The sequence below is a fragment of the Actinomyces oris genome (genome assembly GCF_006546825.1).
GTDB lineage: Bacteria > Actinomycetota > Actinomycetes > Actinomycetales > Actinomycetaceae > Actinomyces > Actinomyces oris.
In genome coordinates, this window is record NZ_VICC01000008.1 from 55,267 (window position 1) to 76,061 (window position 20,795).

Below are 20,795 nucleotides of genomic sequence, written 5' to 3' on the forward strand. Positions count from 1 at the left end.
CGGGTCCGCGCCCGGCCCGGCGACCCGTCTACGATGGCCGCCGGGCCGGTTCTCGTTGCCGGCCCCGCACAGCAAGGAGAACACGTGACGACGCAGTCCTACCTCTCACGGCAGGTCACCCTCACCGTCCAGGGGCAGAGGCTCGGGGGACTGGCCTACGTCCCGCGCACGGCGTCGTCGGCCCCTGCACCCCTGGTCATCTGCTGCCACGGCATGGAGGGCTCCCATACCCGCGTCGCCCCCATGGCCCGGCGCTTCGCCGGGGCCGGGGCCGTGGCCATCTGCTTCGACTTCCGCGGGGGCGGCGGCAGCGCCAGCCAGGGTGAGACCACCGCGATGTCGGCCCTGACCGAGCTGGCCGACCTCGAAGCCGTCCTCACTGCCGCCTGCGCCTGGCCGGAGGTCGACGCCTCCCGGGTCGCCCTGTTCGGGCTGAGCCTGGGCGGAGCGGTCGCAGCGCTCGCGGCCGCCCGCCACCCGCAGCGGATCACCGCCCTGGCCCTGTGGTACCCGGCCCTGCGGCTGGGGGAGAACCTTCGCGCCGCCTTCCACACTCCGGCGGCCGTTCCCGAGGAGTTCGACTGGGCGGGCACCCGCCTGGGGCGCGCCTACGCCGTCGACGGCTGGAACCTGGAGGTCGGGGCCGAGCTGGCCACCTACCGCCGTCCCGTCCTCATCGTCCACGGGGACCAGGACCGCGCCGTGCCCATTGAGGTCTCCCGGGCCGCCGTGAGCGCCACCCCTGACGCCGAGCTCGTCACCATCCCCGGCGCCGCCCACGGCTTCGGCGACGCCAACTGGGAGGAGGCCATGCGCCGCACCATCGGCTTCCTGGCCTGGAACGGGGTCCTCGAGGAGGACCGAGAGGAGTGAGCCGCGCGGCGAACAGCGGGAACGGGCGGCGCAGCCCGTTTATCTGACAGCGGTGGTTCCTGAGCCGCAGGCGTCGCAGAATTGACCGCATGAGCGCACACGAGACTGCGGACCTGACCAGTGTCAGCAAGACGATGCTGCTGACCCTCCACGCCAGGGCGGAGCACACGCTCTCCGAACGGCCGCGCTTCACAGACCCTGCCGCCGTTGAACTCGTCTCCCGGCTCGACTACGACTTCACCATGGCCAGACAGGACCGGCTCATGGCCGACGGCGTCGTGCTGCGCACCCTCACGCTCGACCCGCTCGTGGCCGGGTACCTGGACACCCACCCCGGCTGCACGGTGGTCAACATCGCCTGCGGGCTCGACACCCGTTTCCAGCGCCTCGACGACGGGCGCGTCACCTGGTACGACCTCGACCTGCCCGACGTCATCGCGCTGCGACGTCGGCTGCTCGAGGACGGCGAGCGTCACCGCACCATTGCCGCCTCCGCCCTCGACCCCGACTGGCCCGACCAGCTGGAGGACATGAGCCGCGACGTGCTCGTCATCATCGAAGGACTGAGCATGTACCTCGAGCAGGAGGAGGTGCGCATGCTCCTGGACATCATCGCTGCGCGCCTGCCCGGTGCGACCGTCCTCATCGAGGTCATGCCCCGCCTGTTCCAGAAGTACGGCCGGGAGCGCTCAGTGGAGGACGCGGGTGCGCGCTACACCTACGGCTGCTCCAGCGCGGCCGAGTTCCGCCGCACGGTGGCCCCCGGCTACACGCTGCTCCACGACGTCCCCTTTACCCGCACCATCGCGCGCTACCACCCCCTGCTCGCGCCCCTGACGCGGCTGCCGCTGGTGGGCAGACTCTCCGAGCGCATCGTGGTGCTCCGGGCGCCGGCCTGAGCGCTGGATGGACGCTGGGCCGGTACTGGGTAAGGTCCCGGTCTGGCACTGCTCAGCACTGGACCGACACGAGGCCTGGGCGGCCGGTCTCGACGGGGACATCCTGCGCGTGGGGGTGCATTCCCTCGGTGGGGGACACCCTGCGCGTTGGGGGACAGGAATCCAGTCCCCGACGGCGTCGAATGCCCCCGGCCGGACGGAAATGTCCCCGGCCGCGTGGAACGTCCCCGATGGCGCCGGACGCCCGGGCCTGGAGGCGTGCGTCTCCAGGCCGAGAGGCCGACGCCGTGTCCCGCCGTGCTGCTCTATTCCGAGTCGCGGCCGTGCCATGGAGACAGGGCAGCAGTGATCTCCTTGAGTGAGAGCTTCCCAGCGGCGACGTCCATCACCAGCCGGTAGGTGTCGTCGTCGGGAGCCTCGACCCAGTGGCCGTTGATGTCCAGGAAGACCAGCGTGGCCAACCACCCCAGGCGCTTGTTGCCATCCGCCAGTGGATGATTGCGGACCAGGGAATCGAGCAGCGCCGCCGCCTTCTCATCGATCGTGGCGTAAACGTCGTGTCCCCAGAGCATGGCCGCAGTTCGGTGCAGCGCCGAGTCGAGCAGGCCGAGATCCCGGACCGGTCCCACAGCAAGGTCCTCAATGAGAGACAGTGCGTCCTCGAGCGTCAGGTACTCGACCGTCTCTACCCGATCAGCGGCCGAGGCGTTCCAGGACTTCGGCATACCGGTTGCGGATGCGGGCGGAGGCGTCTGCGACTCGCTGCTCATGTCCGCGGCGCGCGGCCACCTCGTGGATCGCCCGGATCGTTGCCTCCTGGCGGCTGACTCCGTCCTCCTGTGCAAGGAGCGCGAGCAGCCGCTCATCCTCTCTGCTCAAGCGCAATGTCATCGCCATGCCTCCACAGTAGCAGGTGGTACCAGACTGGTATCAGATAGGGCGTTGGGTAAGGGCCTGGCTGGTGCTGGCTTGGCACTGGCCCGGCACGAGGCCTGGGCGGCCGATCTCGACGGGGACATCCTGCGCGTGGGGGTGCATTCCCTCCCGGTCGGGGACAGGCTGCGCGTAGGGGGACAGGATTCCGGTCCCTGACGGCGTCGAATGCACCCGGCCGGAAGGACACGCCCCCGGCCGCGTGGAATGTCCCCGACGGCGTCGGATGTCCAGGCCCGGAGGTGCGCGTACCCGGCTGGTAGCGATGGGGTGAGCTGGCACTACTATTCTCTCTGGGCGTGCCCGCAGCGCTGCGGGCACGGGCGATGAGGAGGAATCATGGGCGAGCCGATGACGACGTCGGACGAGGATGCTCAGACGGCCGAGAAGCAGGAGCGCGGCTACTGGCTCTACGTCCCGGGTGAGGGCGCCGGGAAGTGGGAGGAGTTTCGAGGGGCCGGGATCATGGCGCTCAACTGGGACCGGATCGGTGACCCCACCAGCTACCCGAACGAGGAGGCGGTCATCGAGGCGCTGGAGGCCGGCTACGGGGACTGGGGCGGCAGGCCGACAGGCGCGGCGGGAATGATCCGGGACTTCACCCGCACGATGCGTCCCGGCGACGTCGTCTACGCCCGGCGCGGTCCCACCGAGATCATCGGGCGCGGTGTCGTCCGCTCGGAGTTCCGTTACGACGACGCCCGCCCCGCCTACCGCTGCGTGCGCGACATCGAGTGGACGCATGTCGGTTCTTGGCCGCTCGACCGGCGTGTGGGCGCAGTGAGTCTGCAACGGGTCACGGAGAACACGAGCTACAACCCGGCCCAGCTCGAGTCGCTGTTCCGGGACCGGAACGTCTCGGGCGCGCCGACTGCCTCCGCCCGGGCGCAGGGTGTCGGAGACTCCGAGAAAGCCAAGAAACCTGAGCTCCAGCACTGGCTTTACACCCCGGGTGAGGGTGCGGCGAGATGGGATGAGTTTCGAACGGCCGGGATCATGGCGCTCAACTGGGACCGGGTTGGCGATCTTGCCTCCTTCCCCGACAAGGAGTCGCTCCTGAACGCGCTCTACACCCATTACGGGGACTGGGGCGGCCGCCCACGTAAGGCCGCGGACTCGGTGTGGGACTACATCCATGCCATGAAACCAGGCGACATCGTCTATGTCCGCCGCAGCTTCAATGAGATCGTGGGGCGCGGAGTAGTTCGCTCCGACTATCGCTATGACGAGGACCGGTCATCCTTCCGGGCTGTGCGTGACGTCGAGTGGACGCATGTCGGCTCCTGGCCGCTCGAGCAGCGGATCGGCATACTGATGCTGCAACGCCTCACAGAGAACACGAAGTACACACCGGATCAGCTCAACGCGCTGATCGGAATCGAGGACTCGTGCACTCCCTCGTCCGTGGACGAGCGGCACGGCAGTAACGATCTCGATGAGGCGGACGAGCACTACACCAGTGCCGATTTCTTGGACGAGGTCTTTCTCAGTCCTGAGGACCTGGAGCAGATGCTCGGGTTGCTGCGCCGCAAGAAGAACCTCATCCTCCAGGGCGCTCCTGGCACGGGGAAAACCTTCGCGGCCAAGCGCCTGGCCTACGCCCTCATGGGGCAGACGGATGACTCGCGGGTGGAGGTGGTGCAGTTCCACCAGTCGACCGCCTACGAGGACGTCGTCGTCGGGCTGCGTCCCACGGCCGAGGGCGGGTTCGCGGCCGCCGAGGGCGTCTTCGCCAGGTTCTGCCGGCGCGCTGCCGCCGACCCGGGGCGGGACTACGTGTTCATCATCGACGAGATCAACCGGGCCAACATCTCCAAGGCCTTCGGTGAGCTGCTCATGCTTATCGAGGCCGAGCACCGTGGGGAGGCGCTGCGCCTGCCCGTGTCCGGGGATCTGCTGTCCGTCCCGAAGCGGCTCCACATCATCGGCATGATGAACACCGCCGACCGGGGGTTGGCCCTCATCGACTACGCGCTGCGGCGCCGCTTCGCCTTCTTCGAGATGAAACCGGCCCTCGACCACCCCGGGTTCCGCAGACACGTCGAGGCCGTGGGCAGCTCGAGGCTGGAGGCGCTGGTCGACGTCGTGCGCCGCCTCAACCAGCGGATCGCCGAGGATGAGGCTCTCGGGCCCGGGTTCCAGATCGGCCACTCCTACCTGTGCCTGCCTGCGGCAGACCCCGAGAACCCTGCGGGGGCGGATGCGGATGTGGCCTCGGTGGTGCGCTACGAGCTGGCTCCGCTGGTGCGCGAGTACTGGTTCGACAACCCGGCTGCGATGGACGAGAGCATTCACGCCCTGGAGAGCATCCTGCCATGACGGCAGCCCTGCCCGGCCCGGCGCGAAACGGGGCTCCCGGCCGGCCGCACCAGCGTGGTCCGAGCACCGTCCTGCTCAAGAACGTCTACTACATGCTCGCCTACGCCTTCAAGGCACTGGAGACCGGAGAGCACCGGCGCCTGGCGGCCGAGGACTTCGATCACGTCCACGACATGCTCGCCGCGATCCTGGCCGGCGGGCTGGACAACCAGCGCCGACGCGGTTTTGAGCGGGACTACCAGCCTTTCACCGAGGACCTGACGGTTGTGCGGGGGCGCATCGACCCCGCCGCCACGATGCGGCTCAGGGCCCGCCGCCGGAGCCTGGTGCGCTGCGGCTACGACGAGCGCACCGAGAACACCCTCATGAACCGGCTCCTCAAGACCGCCGCCCTGCGCCTGATCCTGCACGGCGACATCGCCCCGGCTCGCAGGACGCGCCTGAAGTCGACACTGCTCGTCATGGGTGACGTCGAGGTGATGAGCGCTGGGGACCTGCGGCGGCTGCACTGGGAGAGCCTGCGCTTCCACCGAGGCAACCGCTCCTATCGACTGCTCATGGGCGTGTGCCGACTCATCCTGGACGAGCGGCTGCTCAGTGGCACCGACGGCGCGGTCAGCCTCGCCGACTTCCTCGACCCCCAGGAGCTGAGCGCCCTCTACGAGCGCTTCGTCCTGGCCTACTTCCGCCGCCACCACCCCCGCCTGCGCGCCGGCGCTCCCTGGGTGAGCGGAGGCATCGAGGACGCCCCGGTCTTCCTCCCAGGACTGCACACCGACATCGTCCTGACCGGGCCGGAGCGGACCCTCATCATCGACACCAAGTGCTACGGGCGCATCCTCGGCTCCCGCTACGACAGGTCGATTCTGTCCCCGGCCAACCGCAACCAGATCTACAGCTACGTCATGCACGAGGCCAGCGACTCTCGGCAGGCCGGGCGCGATGTCGCCGGCATGCTGCTCTACGCCCAGACCGCCGTCGAACCGCCGATCTGCGAGACGTGGATCGAGACCGGGCACCGCTTCCATGTGCGCACCCTCGACCTGGACCGGGACTTCACGGAGATCGCCGCTCAGCTCGACGACGTCGCCGCTCTGCTCGCACCAACCTGAGACCCACTCCGAGCCGCGAGCGTGTCATCAAGTCAGGTCCTTGGTGATCTCTTCAAGCCCGAGTTCTCCAGCGGGGACATCCTACGTGTGCGGGTGCACTTTCTTCTGGGCGGGGACATGTCGCGCGTTGGGGGACAGGATTCCGGTCCCCGACGGCGTCGAATGCCCCCGGCCGCACAGAAATGTCCCCGGCCGTCGCTGCGTGTTGGAGACCAAGACGCACGGGACGAGTGCTGACGACGCAGGTGTCCACAAGGGCTACTGTCCCGCCGCGGAATCCCCGTGTTGTGGAGTCCGAGAAGGGCTGTTGGCACCCGTTGGCATGATGGGTGATGCCTCCCCATGGCACCTTCACCCGGAACACTCATGTCCTTGCCGGGGAGGAAGAAGCCGGGAGGAGGTGAGGGCCGTGTCCAAGCCGAGAGGACGACGCGCAGAAGTCCGCAAGGGCAAGGTAACGGCCCGGAAGGTGAGCGAAGTCTTGACCGCTGTCGCTCGCCTGATCCGGGCCGTCGGTGTCCTTGTGGATGCCCTCAGCACGTGGATCGGCTAGGCCGTTCCCTTGCGAGGGGAGCCGCCCGGCTAGCACCCGGGTGGCTCCCCACCATTATGAGGCCGCCCATCCGCACTGTCCACATCGCATTCTTCCTTCGGCCGGGGACATCCTGCGCGTGGGGGTGCATTTTCTCCCGGCCGGGGACATGTCGCGCGTAGGGGGACAGGATTCCGGTCCCCGACGGCGTCGAACGCCCCCGGACGGAATGACACGCACCCGGTCGCGTGGAATGTCCCCGGCCGCGGGGGAGGACTGGCAGCATCGGAACCGTGACCGAGAACCACGCCCAGCCCAGCCCCGCCAACCCGGACGACGTCGTCAACCCCCTCCTGCTCCAGGCCTTCGCCTGGGACCTTCCCGCCGACTCCACCCACTGGCGCCTCCTGGCGGACAACGCCGCCCTCCTGGCCGACTGCGGGGTGAGCTCGGTGTGGCTGCCGCCCGCCTACAAGGGCCAGGCCGGAGTGGAGGACGTCGGCTACGGCGTCTACGACACCTACGACCTGGGCGAGTTCGACCAGAAGGGCACCGTCCCCACCAAGTACGGCACCAAGGAGGACTACCTCGCCGCCATCGAGGCCCTGCACGCCGCCGGCATCAGCGTCGTGGCGGACATCGTCCTCAATCACCGCATGGGCGGCGACGGCACCGAGGTCGTGCGCGCCACCCCCGTCGACCCCCACGACCGCACGCGCCCCATCGGTGAGACCGAGGAGATCACCGCGTGGACCCGCTACACCTTCCCGGGGCGCGCCGGCGCCTACTCGGACTTCACCTGGGACTGGACCTGCTTCCACGGCACTGACTGGGACGAGGCCCGCCACCAGCAGGGCGTCTGGCTCTTCGAGGGCAAGCAGTGGAACGAGAACGTCAACGACGAGCTCGGCAACTACGACTACCTCATGGGCTCCGACGTCCACGTCACCGACCCCGCCGTCAGTGCCGAGATGGACCACTGGGGGCGCTGGTACGTAGAGACCACCGGCGTCGACGGCCTGCGCCTGGACGCACTCAAGCACGTCGGAGCCGACTTCTTCGCCCGCTGGCTGCCCGAGCTGCGCCGCGCCACCGGCCGCGCCCTGCCAGCCGTGGGCGAGTACTGGACCCGCGACATCGCCGAGCTGGAGGGCTACCTGGAGGCCGTTCCTTTCATGAGCCTGTTCGACGTCCCCCTCCACTTCCACCTGCACGCCGCCTCCACCTCCAACGGCGACGTCGACCTGTCCCGCCTCTTCGAGGGCACCCTCGTGGCCTCCGACCCCGAGCGTGCCGTCACCTTCGTGGAGAACCACGACACCCAGCCGGGCCAGTCGCTGGCCTCCACCATCGAGTCCTGGTTCAAGCCCTCGGCCTACGCCCTCATCCTGCTACGCGAGGCCGGAACCCCCTGCGTCTTCTGGGGCGACCTGTTCGGCACGCCCGAGACCGGCGACCTGCCAGCCGTCACCGAGCTGCCGCTGCTCATGACCATGCGACGCGCCCTGGCCCACGGCCCCCAGCACGACGCCCTCGACGACCCCGACGTCGTCGGCTTCGCGCGCGAGGGCGACGACGCCCACCCCGGCTCCGGGCTCGCCGTCGTCCTGTCCGACCGCAGGGCTGCCACCAAACGCCTCCACGTCGGGGCGCGGCACGCCGGCGAGCAGTGGATTTGCGTCCTGGGCGGGCACGAGCCGGTCACTATCGGTGACGATGGCAACGTCGAGCTGCCCGTGTCCGACGGCGGCCTGAGCGTCTACGCGCCGGAGGCTGCCCGCCCGATCCTGGACAGTGCCGAGCAGCACCTCCTGCGTCAGCGCTGAGCTCGGCGAACCACTCGCGAGGCTCAGCGCCGGCGACACTGAGGAACGAGCCAAGACGCGTCTACTCCGCAGGGAGCAGCCATGCCTTGTGGGACTCGATGGAGACGCGTACGGCCTGCCCCTCCTGGAACAGCTCATCCTGACGAGGATCGGAGACGACGCAGACAATGGAACCGTACTCGGTCTCGACCTCGTACTCGACGGTCTCCCCGTAGAAGACGCGGGTGATGATCTGTCCCAGCGAGCCCGAGATTCTCTGGGTAGGTTCCTGGACCGCGGCCAGTCTCACCGACTCGGGGCGCACCATGAGCACAACCTCCTGGTCCCGGTCCACTGCGGTGGGATGACTGGGTACGGTCGTCTCAGAACCGAGCACCTCCACCTTCGCTCGCCTCTGCGTCTGGGAGGGCGCATCGAGTGCCTCGATGACTGTGGCTTTGAGGAAGTTGGCGCGTCCCACGAAGTCGGCCACGAACACCGATGCGGGATGCAGGTAGATCTCCTCAGGAGTGTCCACTTGTTCGATGCGGCCTGCATTCATGACGACAATGCGATCGGACATTGCCATGGCCTCAGACTGGTCATGCGTGACGTAGACCGACGTGATCCCCAGTCGTTTCTGCATGTGGCGGATTTCCAGGCGCATTTTGATACGCAGCTTGGCATCGAGGTTGGAGAGGGGCTCGTCGAAGAGCAGCACCTTGGGGCGCACAACCATGGCGCGGGCGAGGGCGACACGCTGCTGCTGGCCGCCAGAGAGCTGAGATGGGGCGCGTTTGGCCATGGCTGTCAGGTTCATCGCAGTCAAAGCCACCTCAATGGCCTCATCCATCTGTGCTGCCGGCATCTTCTGCAGCTTGAGGCCGTAAGCGACGTTGTCCCGCACTGACAAATGGGGGAAGAGGGCATAGGACTGGAAGACCATCGACATTGGGCGGCGGTTAGGAGGGATGACCGCCATGTTGTCTCCGTCGAGCATAACCTTTCCGGATGATGCATCTTCGAAGCCGGCGATCATTCGCAATGTGGTGGTTTTTCCGCAGCCTGAGGGTCCGAGGAGCGTGATGAACTCCCCTGGATCGATGTCGAGGTTGATGTGGTCAACGGCAGTCACCTCTCCGCTGCCGTCACCGAATGTCTTGGTGAGTTCCACGAGGGAGAGACGGCCGCTCTTGGTGTCGGAAGCCTCCTGGTCCGAGCTGGAGCGCACCTTCGTCTTGGCGGTGGTGTTCATTGTGAAAGTCCTTTCTGAATGGGGTTACAGGCTCGTACGGGCTGACGATGCCACCGAGGTGTCGCGGACCAGGAGGTTGGTCGCACCGATGACGAGCATGACGATGACGATGAGGATGGTGCAGAATGCGAATGCGTTCCCGAATCTTCCTGCGTCAACCTCGGAAAGGATCTGGGAGGTCATAATCTTAGTTTTCGGAGTAGTGATGAATACGATCGGCGATAGGGTTGTCATAGAGCGAGCAAATGCGTACGTGAGGCCGGCGATGAAGGCTGGTCTAATGAGCGGCATCGTCACCTTGGCGAAGGTCTGCAGCCCTGAGGCGCCCAGGGATGTTGATGCCTCGTCGATGGACTTGTCCACCTGTTGAAGGCTTGCGATACCTGATCGCTGACCTGATGGCATGGAGCGGGCAATGTACACCATAATGATGGCAATGGCTCCGCCGAAGACTGCGCTTCCTCCAGCAAGGGCTGGCATGAACATGAGGTGACCGAAGATGACCGGATTATTGAAGGTGATGAGGTAGCCAATGCCCAGGACTGTTCCGGGAACCGATAGTCCTAACATTCCCAGGAAGTCCATGAGGCCGGCGCTGGCCTTGAGTCGCACGACGACGAGCCAGGCTACAAGCATTCCCAGAACTCCGGCGATCGGAGTGGCGATAAGCGCCAGGATCGTCGTGTCGATCATGGCGTCATTGCCGATTCCGGACAGCACGTACTGGAAGTTCTTGAGCGTGAACGTGTTGTCCACGCCCAGGATCTTGACGAAGGCTCCCAGGATGACAGTCGCATAGATCGACACCACGAACAGCCCCAGGGCCACTGCCGTCACAGACAGCGCGATGCGGGGAAGTGGAGCGCGAACCAGCCGGACTCGGCCGGTGGGCTTCCCGGTGACGGTCACAGCGGAGCTGCGCGACGCCCAATACCTCTGAAGGACGAACACCAGCAGGGCCGGCACCAGAAGCACCAGCGAGTAGGCGCTCCCAGCGGCGGTGTTGTACTCGCCGTTGACTGCGATGTAGGCGCGAGACGCCAGCACGGTGAAGTCTCCTCCGATGACCAGTGGGTTCGCCAGGTCGGCAATCGCTTCGACGAAGAGCAGAAGGAAGGAGGAGGCGAAGCCCGGGATAAGCATGGGGAGGGTGACTGTGCGGAACACCGTCCAGGGTGAGGCGCCCAGCGAGGCCGCGGCTTCCTCCATGGCTGGATCCAGGTTGCGCAGCATGCCGAGCATGTTCATGTAGGCGACGGGGAAGAAGGACAGGGAGAGCACCAGGGTCAGGCCGGGGAGCCCGTAAATGTTCCACTGCTGGCCTAGCAGCTGAGTGGAGACGATCCCGTTGCGTCCGAAGAGCGTGATGGAGGCCGTGGCGACGGCGAAGGGTGGGGAGACGATGGGGATGAGGCAGATGAGATGAAGGAGACGCTTACCGGGTATGTCCACACGAGCCTGCACGTAGGCGAAGAAGAAACCGATGAGTGTTCCGACGGTTCCGACGACGAGGCCTAGAACGACGGTATTGGTAACCGTTGCTCGGTTCGTCGTGGAGCGCAGCAGACTGGTGAGGACCTCTGAGCCGTTGGCGGAGAACGCCTGAGAAAGGATCGTCACCAGCGGAAGGACGATGAGGACGACGAGAACAAGGGTGATAGCAGTAACGATGCCGATCGTCACCGGGTCTCGCCGGATCTTGGTGGAGCGTCGTGTCGTTGCTGCGGAAGGTGCAGGGGTATGGGGGCTGGGCAGCGTTGAGGCCGCGGAAGACATGGAGGACTCCGATCGAGGGGGCCGCTCGGCTGGTGGCGGCCGTGGGAAGGGTGGAGAGAGTGTTCCGGGACCGACTGGTCCCGGAACACGGATGGAGAGGTCTTCGTCACTCCTTCGGTTGTGCGGCAATCTCCTCGTCGAAGCGCTTGGTCAGCGCGGGCTTGGCCTCCGCCGCGGCCTTGAAGTTGTAGTCCACCAAGGTGACGTCATCGAGCTTGACCATCTTGTCGCTGGTCTTGGCGTCGGGGTTGGTTGGAATCTGGTAAGACCCCACGGTCTGTCCGATGTTCTGAGCGTCGGCCGAGATCGCCCAGTCGATGTACTTCTTGGCCGCCTCGGAGTGCTTGGACTTGGCCACCAGGGCCACCCCGCCGACTTCGTAACCGGTTCCCTCCTTGGGGAAGGACACCTGGAGGTCAGACATGCCCTCTTCCTGGTACTTCACGCAGTCGTGGGAGAAGACCAGACCCACGGCCACTTCACCGCGGCCCGCGATCTGCCCTGGCGCAGTGCCGGACTTGGTGTACTGCAGAACATTGCTGTGCAGCTTCTTCATGTAGTCCAGGGCTTGGTCCTGTCCGCCCAGGCGGACATTCTGCGTCCACAGGGTGGTGAAAGCCGTTCCGGAGGTTGACGGGTGAGCGGTAGAGACCTGCCCCTTGAATGCAGGGTTGAGTAGATCGTCCCAGGATTTTGGTGCCTCCGCGCCCAGCTTCTTCAGGACCGTCTTGTTGGAGCAGAACCCCAGGACTCCCACGTAGACTCCAGTCCACTTGTGGTCGGCGTCCTTGTACTTGTCAGGGATCTTGGCTGCGCTGGGGGATTCGTAGGCCTCGATGAGTCCCTTGGTCGCCGCGGTCCCGTAGCCGTCCACAGGGCCTCCGTGCCAGACATCGAACTCGGGGTTGTTCTTCGCCGAGTCGAGGCGGGCGACGGTCTCACCGGAGGAGAGCCGCACGTAGGTGGCTTGGATCCCGGTCTGCTCGGTGAAGGTCTGAGTCCACTTCTGGCACAGATCCTCCATGGCTCCGCAGGCGATGGTGATCGAATCGCTCTTCGATTCGTCAACCGCGCAGCCGGTCAGGGCCAGGGCACTCGCAGTAGTGGCGGCAAGCAAGGTAGAGAACAGCCGCTTCCTCATGGGATTCTCCTTTGAATCAAGTGGGATTGGGTGGCAGGAGGTCTTAGAAGCATGACATCCCACCGGGTGCCTCCCATCATCCCTGGTGTCGGAGACCGACGAGGTGTCGGGAAGTAACGGTTGGTAACACCGCCGTCACCGTCGTGGTGCGGTGGGCGAAGCGGTTGCAGAGTGCGGTTCTGCCGTGTCGCCAGATGCACTCTCCGCCAAGTGGGGCATGGTGTAGCCCTCCCCCCGCACCGAGTGGATGTATCTCCTGCCGCCCTCACCCAGAGAGCGCCTCACCCTGTAGGCGGTGGTCTTGATCATGTCCTTGCCGCCGCTATGGTCCTCTGTGCCCCAGACCTGGCTGAGCAGGTCTGCGTATGTCACCACGTTCCCGATGTTGCGGGCGAGGACCTCCAAGAACCTCACCTCCGTATCGGACATGTCCAGCGCCGAACCATGCAGATAGACCCGGTGCGAGGCGGTATCGATCATCAGGTCTCCATTGGAGAGAGCAGGGGAGCGGCGTCCGTGCCATCTGCGTACGAGTGCCTGGGCTCGCAAGGTGAGCTCGCGGGGGCTGAACGGCTTGGTGACGTAGTCGTCGGCCCCTGCTTCCAGCCCACGGATCCGGTCCGGCTCGTCAGACAGCGCGGTGATCATCATGATGGGTACGTCCGAGATTCCTCGGATGCGTTCAGCCACGGCGACCCCGGAGACCACCGGAATCATGAGGTCAAGAACCACGAGATCGAAGCGACGCTGTTTGAAGGTGGACCAGGCCTGTGCTCCATCAGTCGCGGTGACAACAGTGAAACCCGCTGTTTCGAGGGCGAAGCGCATAATCATCAGGATCTGTGGTTCGTCGTCGACGACGAGAACCTGGGGTGCGCCTGGTGGCCGGATCGTGTCATTCACTGGTCGTCGCCTCCTTGTGGTCGGGTTCCCGCCACGTGCGTGGAAGGGTGAGAAACACTGTTGTTCCTTTTCGGGAGATGGTGTCGACGAGCACTTTTCCGCCGTGGAGCTCGACGATGCGTTGGGTAATCATCATCCCCAATCCGGTTCCCGGTCGTCGGGAACCCCCAGTCGCGAAGGGGGTGAACAATACAGCCCGGTCCTCCGGGGTCATGCCTGTACCGTTATCGGAAACGGATATGGTGACGGTTTCTTCTGACTCAGTGATGCGCACCAGGATGGAGACGCCTTCGCCTGCGTGTCGGGCGGCGTTGTTGACAACGTTCGTGACGGCCTGCCCCATCAGGCGAGGATCCACTTGGAGGCGCAGCGGCGCCCCGTGGTTGTCCAATCGGATGGACGCGTTGTGAACCCGGCGCAACTGGGCGACACACTCGCGAACCAGCTGGCGCATCTCAGTCCACTCCAGGCGCAGATTAAACAGATCGGACTCCAGGCTGGCTTCGGCCAGGAGGTCGGAGGCCATATCGATCACCTGGTTGGAGTTCTCTGCGATGGTCTGAATGAAGCGTTTCTGGTCGGGGTTGAGTGGGCCGGCGCTCTCATCGAGGAGCAGCTCGGCAGCGCCGCGCACGACGGTCAGGGGCGTACGTAACTCATGAGACAGCACGTTGGGGCGCCGCATCCTTTCCTCATGGAAGGTACGAAGGCGGGCGAGCTCTCCCCGGGTGCGTTGCAGAGAGCGTCGGTAGTGGAGCAGGAGCGCACTGCAGACGATGACAGCGAGCACGGCCGCACACAGGGCCGCCGTGCACCACGTCATCGTTCGCCTCCCGATGCTGCTTGAGCTGTCGGAGCGAGCCGCAGCCGACAAGGATCGACTTAGACTACTCCCGGCGTCGAGTTGCCGATCAGTACGGATGCGCCCAACGGTTCCTGCAGCCGGTGGCCGGCGCGTAGGGTGATGGCGCCAGCCGCATTGACCTGAGCCGACCTTCCTGGAGGAGACATGCCCGCTTTCCACGCGCCCACCGATCAGAGGACCGACAAGGCCGTCGCCGTCTTCATCGCCCCCGGGCTGGAGGAGGTCGAGGCGCTGGCGACCGTGGATATCCTCTTCCGCGCCGGTATCCCCACGACGATGATCTCCGTGACTCCCGAGCGGGCCGTCGTCTCCTCCCACAACATCGTCGTCACCTGTGACCTCGCCCTGGCCGAGGCGAACCTGGACGACTACGACATGCTCGTCCTGCCCGGCGGCATCCCCGGCACCCCCAACCTCAAGGCCGTCGAGCCTCTCATGGCTGCGGTCACTGAGCGGGTGCGCACCGGCCGGCCCGTGGCCGCGATCTGCGCCGCCCCCTCGATCCTGGCCGAGCTGGGCCTGCTCGAGGGCCGCCAGGCGACGTCGAACCCCGGCTTCGTGGGCGTGCTCGCCGAGCACGGCGCGCAGGTCAGCCAGGCCGCCGTCGTCACGGACGGCCCCTTCATCACCTCCCGCGGCATGGGCACCGCCATCGACTTCGGCCTGGAGATCGTGCGCCACTACCTGGGCGAGGAGGCCGTCGACGACGTCAAGGCCAAGATCGTCTACCAGGGCTGAGCGCTCGCCCCGGACGCCGACCGACTCCGACCACCCCCGACCGGCTCCCTCACCAAAGTCGGTAAGTGGGGGAGCCGACCTATGCGCTCTGTGTCAGTTCCGCGGCGCACCTGCGGGCCTGAACGTGAAGGAATGCGAAACCGGCAACCGTCTGAATCAGCATGATGGCTATGGGGAACAGGATCGAGATCGTCTCATGCAGGGCCGCCTGAACGGCGAAGAGGACAGCTGAGTCGAGGAGGACTACACCCACTCCGATGGTGGCCACCGCGCACCGGGCCTGCATCGTGTACCAGTTCTCCTCCGAGCGCAGCGCGATCTCGTAACGCACTCCCGCCCACGAGTTCGGCGGGAGCCTGCGCTTCGCCATCCGGCGTCCCAGCACCACGAGGAGGATGCCTGTCACGCTCAGGATCAGGCTCATGAGTACGGAGCATGTTGTCTCAACCATCGATGTCCCTCGTCATCCGTCGCAGTGGTGGAGGTTCTCGGTTCCGGTGAGTTCTCTTTAAATAGTACGCCGCGAGGACACACGGTGGGTCTCGCGGCCGCACCGTGGAGGTGCAGTCGGCGGGCCCTGAGGTGCGTCCTCGCGGCTCGATCGGGCGAATGCGTGGTGAATGCGGATCAGGACTTCTTGGCGCTGCGGCGCCCCTTGGGGATGAGGGCGGCGACCACGAGCAGGGCCCCCAGACCCGCCAGGCAGGCGATGGCCGTCGTCGTGAAGTCGAAGCGCAGCCCCATGCCCGCCGCGATGAGCAGCCCGCCCACCAGGAGCAGGAAGGCCCCCCACAGGAGAGTGGAGCCCTTGATGTCCTGGGGCGCCTGCGGGCGGTCCTGCTCAGTGACCGTCCCGGCGCTCCACACCGGACCCGACGACGACGTGGGTGGCGAGCCCGCGGAGGCCGTCTCCGCGCCGGCGTCCTGAGAGGCGGGCAGTGGCATGGTGACCGGCTGAGTCTCCGGATCAGCCGCGGGCTGAGTCACCGGTGGGGTCAGGGGCTGGGTGTCTCCGGCGGCCGGGAAGGGCCTGGTGGCGTCCTCGCCGGTCGCCTCGGTGCTGGTGCTGCCGGCGTCGTCGGGCGACGTCGTGGAAGAGGTGCTGCTCATGAGGGTCTCCTTGGGTGGGCCCGGGATGCGCCCGGGGAAGAGTTCTGGTGGCTGAGGCCGGCTTGTGGGCGCGATCAGCCGGCTGTCGGGCTGGCCGTGGCGGACTGCTTGGTGGGAGTCGGGGACGGTGTCGGGGTTGCCGCCCCGGAGGGGCTTGGGCTCGCACTGGGCTGCGCGGCTCCCTGCCCGGACAGGGTCCTTTGCACGCAGGAGTCGTAGGAGGTGCGCTCGGCAGAGGTCAGGTCGGACAGGTTGCTCCACCCGACGTCCTCGCTGCGGTCGTCCGCGTCCACGCTCTCGTGGGCCGTGCGGATGCAGGTCTCAGCGTCCTTGGCCGTGATGGCCTGGTGGTTCATGCCCGGAACCGGCATGTCGTCACCGTGGGCTTCGCCCTTCTCGTCGAACCACATGCTGACGATCCACACGGGCTCCTCGACGTTGCCGTACCAGGAGACGGTGTTGCTGCGCTCCTCGATGTTGATCGTCCCGGTGTCCACCGAGGCGTTGATGGTGATCTGCGGCCGCTGGTCGTCACTGTTGGGGGAGGCCAGAGTGCGCTTGGTGTTCAGGCCGCCGCTGGAGCTGCTGTAAGCGGGGATGGTCTTGCCAATCGCGTCATAGGTGCGTGGGCCCTCGTCGTCCTGATTCATCTGCCGACCGTCGACGGTCCAGGCCCGGGAGACCTGTGAGTCGATCGCTCCCATGTCGACGTCGGCCCTGACCTCCACCGGCTGGTCGGTGTCGGTCTTGATACGCAGGGTGCCGACGTCGAGGTGGGCGGTGATGGTGGAGAGCTTGCCGGCCTCCTCGGCGGGCATGCCGCGCAGATCCAGGGTGAGGTCACCAATGTCCTTGCTGCGGGTGACGCTGCCACCGCTGGCCGACGCCGTCAGCTCCTGCCAGGTCACCGTGCTCGAGGCGGCAGTGGTCGAGTTCTTAAGGGTCTCGAAGGGCATACGGGCCAGGCTCGTGGGGACGATCGAGGCGGTGGCCAGCGCGGGGATCGCAACGACGAACAGGACCGGCCAGCCCAGCACCGTCATCCAGCCTCCGTGCCGACGACGCAGGCCACTGACGACGATCCCCGCTCCCAGGAGGGCGACCAGGATGCCGATGAGGATGAACTGACCCTGGAGCAGACCCAGGTGGTGGGTCACCGTGGCGTACCAGACGCCCGCCGCGGTCAGGAGTCCCAGGCCCAGGACCGCCAGCGACAGCGAGGAACCGGGGCCGGGACGGCGCGGGCGCGCCGGGCGGACCGGCATAGGCACTGGCTGGTACGGCGGGCGCTGCCGGTAGGAGCGGCTCTGCCAGCTCTGTCCGCCGGCCGACTGGTTGAAGGCCGGGGTGCCGGAGCCAGGCGCTGAAGAGTCCCAGGCCGATGCGAAGCCGCCGGCCTGGACGCCGGGGCGGCTGCCCGGTGCCTGCGCGGTGCCGGCAGGGTAGGTCTGCCAGGGCTGGGGTCCCCGAGGGCCTCGAGCGGCCTTCCGGTTCGCGCTCCGGTTCTGGGCGCTGCGGATGAGGAAGACGATGGCCAGGACGATCAGCCCCAACCAGAACAGGGGCCACAGGGCGGCGGCGATACCCGCGGTGCCCGCCTCGTGGACGTACCAGCTGGGGATGAAACCGCTACCGAATGTCGACATACCGATGATCGTCATCCCGATGGCGCCCGCTAACCCTGCGTTGAAACGGCCGGAGAGGGCCTCCTCCAGGTGGATGCGCCCATCGGACTCCTCGGGCAGGAGTGCCCAGGCCAGGCCGTAGAGGACCAGACCGACACCGGCGAAGAGCGAGAGCACCACCCACACGCAACGCACCAGGGTGGGGTCCAGGTCGAAGCGGTGGGCCACGCCACCGGCCACGCCCGCGATCCAGCGCTCGTTGGTGCGCATGAGGCCTGAGCCGCGCAGGGAGTCGAAGAAGCGGTGAGTCGATCCGCCCTGAGGCCCGGGCTGGGGGCCGCCGTACTGCTGGAAGGAGGGCGCGGGACCCGGCTGCGGTCCGTGCTGCGCTCCCTGCCGGGAATCGCGCTGGGCGCCGTCGGCACCCTGTGTGTTGGAAGAGGGGAAGGATGCGGAGGAGTCAGAGGAATCGGAACCGGTGGGGGAACCACCGTCAGACGGGGAAGTGGGCTTGTCGTTCATGTCAATAATTCTTCGCGTCCGTGGCCTGCGGCACGATCAGGGGAACCCCTGAATGATCCCGGATTGTCCCCCCAATCCGCCGGGGGACCCTCGGGGCGGCGACCCTGACGTGCCACGATGGTGCCATGACGACAGCTCAGCAGCGGGGTACGCAGCCCTCGCCGACCGCCGGCGGGCCCGCGTACTCCTGGAGCCCCCCGCGCCAGCTGCGGCGACGCCCCCCTCTGCGCCGCCTGCCCCACCAGCTGGGGCCGGCGCCGGCCGACCTGTCCGTCGAGGCCGCCCGTATGCGCCGCCCCGCCCGCATCGCCGGCGTCTGCGCGGGACTGGGGCTCCACCTGGGCATCCCCGTGCGATACATCCGCGCGCTCATGGTCGTCCTCGCCCTCGGCGGCGGCGCGGGAGCCCTGCTCTACGCCCTGCTGTGGGCGACCCTCCCCGGGGAGAACGGGCCGGCAGGAGAGGTGCCCGCCTCGGTGGTCTCCCGTGCTCGCCTGGCGGCTCGCCTCAGGAGTGGGAGAGGTACCGCAGAGTCTCGGGCCGACGGCGGAGCCCCCCTGGGCCTGTCGCAGACGGTCCTCGACGGCGGCGCACTCCTCCTGGCTGCCCTGTTCCTGGCCTCCTGGCGTTTTGGGCTGCTGGACCGGATCGGTGCGGTGGGAGTCATCATCGTCGTCATCGCCGGGGCGGCCCTGGCCTGGTCGCAGATGGACAACCTGGTCGGCCCCGACCGCAACCTGAGCGCTGTCCTGCGGGTGGCGGGCGGGGTGTGCCTGGCCGTCGTCGGCATCCTGGTGTGGGTGGCCGCCGACAGCACCCCCTACAAGCTCATCTCCGGGCTCCTTACCGGAGGGGCGCTCGTGGTGGGCATCGGCGTGGTCCTGGCACCCCTGTGGCTGCGGACCAACCGGGCCCTGGCCGACACCCGTGCCGCCGAGATCCGTGAGGCCGAGCGCGCCGACATCGCCGCCCACCTGCACGACTCCGTCCTCCAGACCCTCACCCTCATCCGCAAGCGCGCCGACGAGCCTGAGACGGTGGCCCGCCTGGCCCGCTCCCAGGAGCGCGAGCTGCGAGCCTGGCTCTACACCGACCGCCCCGCACCGGGTACCTCCGTGGCCGACGCCTTCACCGACCTGGCCGGTGAGATCGAGGACCGCTACGGCGTGGCCGTCGACGCCGTGTGCGTCGGCGACCGGGCCCCCGACCGCGACACCGAGGTCATCGTCGCCGCCGCCCGCGAGGCCCTGTCCAACGCGGTGCGCCACGGCGCCCCACCGGTCTCCCTCTACGTCGAGGCCGGCGAGGAGAGCCTGGAGGTGTTCGTGCGCGACCACGGCCCCGGCTTCGACCTCGACGCCATCGCCGAGGACCGCCACGGCGTGCGCCAGTCCATCATCGCCCGCATGGAGCGCCACGGCGGCAGCGCCCGGGTGCGCCGCATGTCTACCGGCACCGAGGTGGCACTGACTCTCCCCGTGCGCGCCCCCTGAGCCGTCTATCGTTGACTCATCTCCCTAGGCCCCACTCGGCCCCCGCTCCTCGATCACCCCACGTCACCACCAGGAAGACCCTCATGGCTGACACGCCCGCCGGTACCACCACAGACCACCACCAGCCCGCCGATGCGAGCGCGTCCCTGCGGGTCCTGGTCGTCGACGACCACGCCCTGGTCCGCTCCGGGGTGCGCTCCGAGCTGACCGCACACGCTCCCGACCTGGACATCATCGCCGAGGCCGACGACGTCGAGGGCGCCATCGCCGCCGTCCACGCCCTGCGGCCCGACGTCGTCCTGCTCGACGTCCACCTGCCCGGCGGCAACGGCGGGGGAGGGGCCGAGGTCGTCGCCTCCTGCCACGACGTCCCCGAGACGCGCTTCCTGGCCCTGAGCGTCTCGGACGCCAGCGACGACGTTGTCGGAGTCATCCGGGCCGGCGCCCGCGGCTACGTCACCAAGGCGATCTCCACTGAGGACCTGGCCCAGGCCGTGCGGCGCGTGGCCGCCGGAGACGCCGCCTTCTCCCCGCGCCTGGCCGGATTCGTCCTGGACGCCTTCGGTGCCGGAGCGGGCGAGGTGGCCGTGGCCGACACCGAGCTCGACCGCCTCTCGGCGCGCGAGCGGGAGGTCATGCGACTCATCGCCCGCGGCTACACCTACAAGGAGTGCGCCTCCGAGCTGTTCATCTCGGTCAAGACCGTCGAGACCCACGTCTCCGCGGTCCTGCGCAAGCTCCAGCTGTCCAACCGCAACGAGCTCACCCGCTGGGCCGTGGCCCGCCGCATCGTGTAGGGGCCGACGGCGTCCCGGGCTCATCCCGGAAGCGGACCGAGGGATACGCCGATGGGGCCCCGGTCAGATGACGGTCCGGCATCGCGTCCGGGCCCAC

Annotated in this window: 18 protein-coding genes; 8 read left to right on the plus strand and 10 right to left on the minus strand. The window is 67.4% G+C overall.

Features of this window, described 5'->3' with window-relative positions:
- Positions 1 to 33: 33 nt before the first annotated feature.
- Together FK267_RS12025 and FK267_RS12030 are read left to right on the plus strand one after the other, a co-directional pair.
- On the plus strand, positions 34 to 873 hold the full coding sequence (locus FK267_RS12025; protein WP_075379450.1) for an alpha/beta hydrolase family protein: 840 nt from the start codon (positions 34 to 36) through the stop codon (positions 871 to 873).
- A gap of 89 nt (positions 874 to 962) precedes the next feature.
- Entirely contained in the window at positions 963 to 1,772 is an 810-nt protein-coding gene (locus FK267_RS12030) for a class I SAM-dependent methyltransferase (RefSeq protein WP_141407344.1), read from the plus strand.
- A gap of 305 nt (positions 1,773 to 2,077) precedes the next feature.
- On the opposite strand, the gene FK267_RS12035 is transcribed toward FK267_RS12030, so the two are convergent.
- Together FK267_RS12035 and FK267_RS12040 are read right to left on the minus strand one after the other, a co-directional pair.
- The gene (locus tag FK267_RS12035) at positions 2,078 to 2,497 is read right to left on the minus strand and encodes a type II toxin-antitoxin system death-on-curing family toxin (RefSeq protein WP_141407345.1); all 420 of its coding nucleotides are present in this window, start codon (positions 2,495 to 2,497) and stop codon (positions 2,078 to 2,080) included.
- On the minus strand, positions 2,466 to 2,669 hold the full coding sequence (locus FK267_RS12040) for a CopG family transcriptional regulator (RefSeq protein ID WP_075377812.1): 204 nt from the start codon (positions 2,667 to 2,669) through the stop codon (positions 2,466 to 2,468). The genes FK267_RS12035 and FK267_RS12040 overlap by 32 nt, the downstream gene beginning before the upstream one ends.
- A 375-nt stretch (positions 2,670 to 3,044) precedes the next feature.
- On the opposite strand from FK267_RS12040, the gene FK267_RS12045 reads away from it, so the two are divergent.
- The 3 genes from FK267_RS12045 to FK267_RS12055 all read left to right on the plus strand — a co-directional run bounded on the left by FK267_RS12045 (position 3,045) and on the right by FK267_RS12055 (position 8,494).
- Positions 3,045 to 5,024 carry an McrB family protein gene (locus FK267_RS12045; RefSeq protein WP_141407346.1) on the plus strand — a complete coding sequence of 660 codons (1,980 nt, stop codon included), beginning with the start codon at positions 3,045 to 3,047 and terminating at the stop codon, positions 5,022 to 5,024.
- Positions 5,021 to 6,136: a 5-methylcytosine restriction system specificity protein McrC gene (locus FK267_RS12050; protein WP_141407347.1), complete on the plus strand. Its 1,116-nt coding sequence runs from the start codon at positions 5,021 to 5,023 to the stop codon at positions 6,134 to 6,136. The genes FK267_RS12045 and FK267_RS12050 overlap by 4 nt, the downstream gene beginning before the upstream one ends.
- An 825-nt stretch (positions 6,137 to 6,961) precedes the next feature.
- Entirely contained in the window at positions 6,962 to 8,494 is a 1,533-nt protein-coding gene (locus tag FK267_RS12055) for an alpha-amylase (RefSeq protein ID WP_141407348.1), read from the plus strand.
- Between the two features lie 61 nt (positions 8,495 to 8,555).
- Here the strand turns inward: FK267_RS12055 and FK267_RS12060 are convergent, their stop codons facing one another.
- The 5 genes from FK267_RS12060 to FK267_RS12080 all read right to left on the minus strand — a co-directional run bounded on the left by FK267_RS12060 (position 8,556) and on the right by FK267_RS12080 (position 14,233).
- Positions 8,556 to 9,728 carry an ABC transporter ATP-binding protein gene (locus FK267_RS12060; protein ID WP_075377809.1) on the minus strand — a complete coding sequence of 391 codons (1,173 nt, stop codon included), beginning with the start codon at positions 9,726 to 9,728 and terminating at the stop codon, positions 8,556 to 8,558.
- A gap of 24 nt (positions 9,729 to 9,752) precedes the next feature.
- The gene (locus FK267_RS12065) at positions 9,753 to 11,504 is read right to left on the minus strand and encodes an ABC transporter permease (protein WP_141407349.1); all 1,752 of its coding nucleotides are present in this window, start codon (positions 11,502 to 11,504) and stop codon (positions 9,753 to 9,755) included.
- Positions 11,505 to 11,610: 106 nt separating this feature from the next.
- On the minus strand, positions 11,611 to 12,645 hold the full coding sequence (locus FK267_RS12070; RefSeq protein ID WP_141407350.1) for an ABC transporter substrate-binding protein: 1,035 nt from the start codon (positions 12,643 to 12,645) through the stop codon (positions 11,611 to 11,613).
- Positions 12,646 to 12,780: 135 nt separating this feature from the next.
- Positions 12,781 to 13,548, minus strand: coding sequence for a response regulator transcription factor (locus FK267_RS12075; RefSeq protein WP_075377807.1), 768 nt, complete (start codon positions 13,546 to 13,548; stop codon positions 12,781 to 12,783).
- Positions 13,541 to 14,233, minus strand: coding sequence for a sensor histidine kinase (locus FK267_RS12080; RefSeq protein WP_232622409.1), 693 nt, complete (start codon positions 14,231 to 14,233; stop codon positions 13,541 to 13,543). The genes FK267_RS12075 and FK267_RS12080 overlap by 8 nt, the downstream gene beginning before the upstream one ends.
- A gap of 324 nt (positions 14,234 to 14,557) precedes the next feature.
- Between FK267_RS12080 and FK267_RS12085 the strand changes: the two genes are divergently transcribed.
- Entirely contained in the window at positions 14,558 to 15,151 is a 594-nt protein-coding gene (locus FK267_RS12085) for a DJ-1 family glyoxalase III (RefSeq protein WP_075377805.1), read from the plus strand.
- Positions 15,152 to 15,230: 79 nt separating this feature from the next.
- Here the strand turns inward: FK267_RS12085 and FK267_RS12090 are convergent, their stop codons facing one another.
- The 3 genes from FK267_RS12090 to FK267_RS12100 all read right to left on the minus strand — a co-directional run bounded on the left by FK267_RS12090 (position 15,231) and on the right by FK267_RS12100 (position 18,408).
- The gene (locus FK267_RS12090; protein WP_075377804.1) at positions 15,231 to 15,602 is read right to left on the minus strand and encodes an SdpI family protein; all 372 of its coding nucleotides are present in this window, start codon (positions 15,600 to 15,602) and stop codon (positions 15,231 to 15,233) included.
- A 176-nt stretch (positions 15,603 to 15,778) separates the two neighbouring features.
- The gene (locus FK267_RS12095; protein ID WP_075377803.1) at positions 15,779 to 16,261 is read right to left on the minus strand and encodes a hypothetical protein; all 483 of its coding nucleotides are present in this window, start codon (positions 16,259 to 16,261) and stop codon (positions 15,779 to 15,781) included.
- Between the two features lie 74 nt (positions 16,262 to 16,335).
- The gene (locus FK267_RS12100; RefSeq protein ID WP_141407351.1) at positions 16,336 to 18,408 is read right to left on the minus strand and encodes a PspC domain-containing protein; all 2,073 of its coding nucleotides are present in this window, start codon (positions 18,406 to 18,408) and stop codon (positions 16,336 to 16,338) included.
- 125 nt (positions 18,409 to 18,533) lie between these two features.
- On the opposite strand from FK267_RS12100, the gene FK267_RS12105 reads away from it, so the two are divergent.
- Together FK267_RS12105 and FK267_RS12110 are read left to right on the plus strand one after the other, a co-directional pair.
- Positions 18,534 to 19,901: an ATP-binding protein gene (locus FK267_RS12105; protein WP_373693218.1), complete on the plus strand. Its 1,368-nt coding sequence runs from the start codon at positions 18,534 to 18,536 to the stop codon at positions 19,899 to 19,901.
- Between the two features lie 83 nt (positions 19,902 to 19,984).
- On the plus strand, positions 19,985 to 20,698 hold the full coding sequence (locus FK267_RS12110; RefSeq protein WP_003789524.1) for a response regulator: 714 nt from the start codon (positions 19,985 to 19,987) through the stop codon (positions 20,696 to 20,698).
- The last annotated feature ends 97 nt before the right edge of the window (positions 20,699 to 20,795 follow it).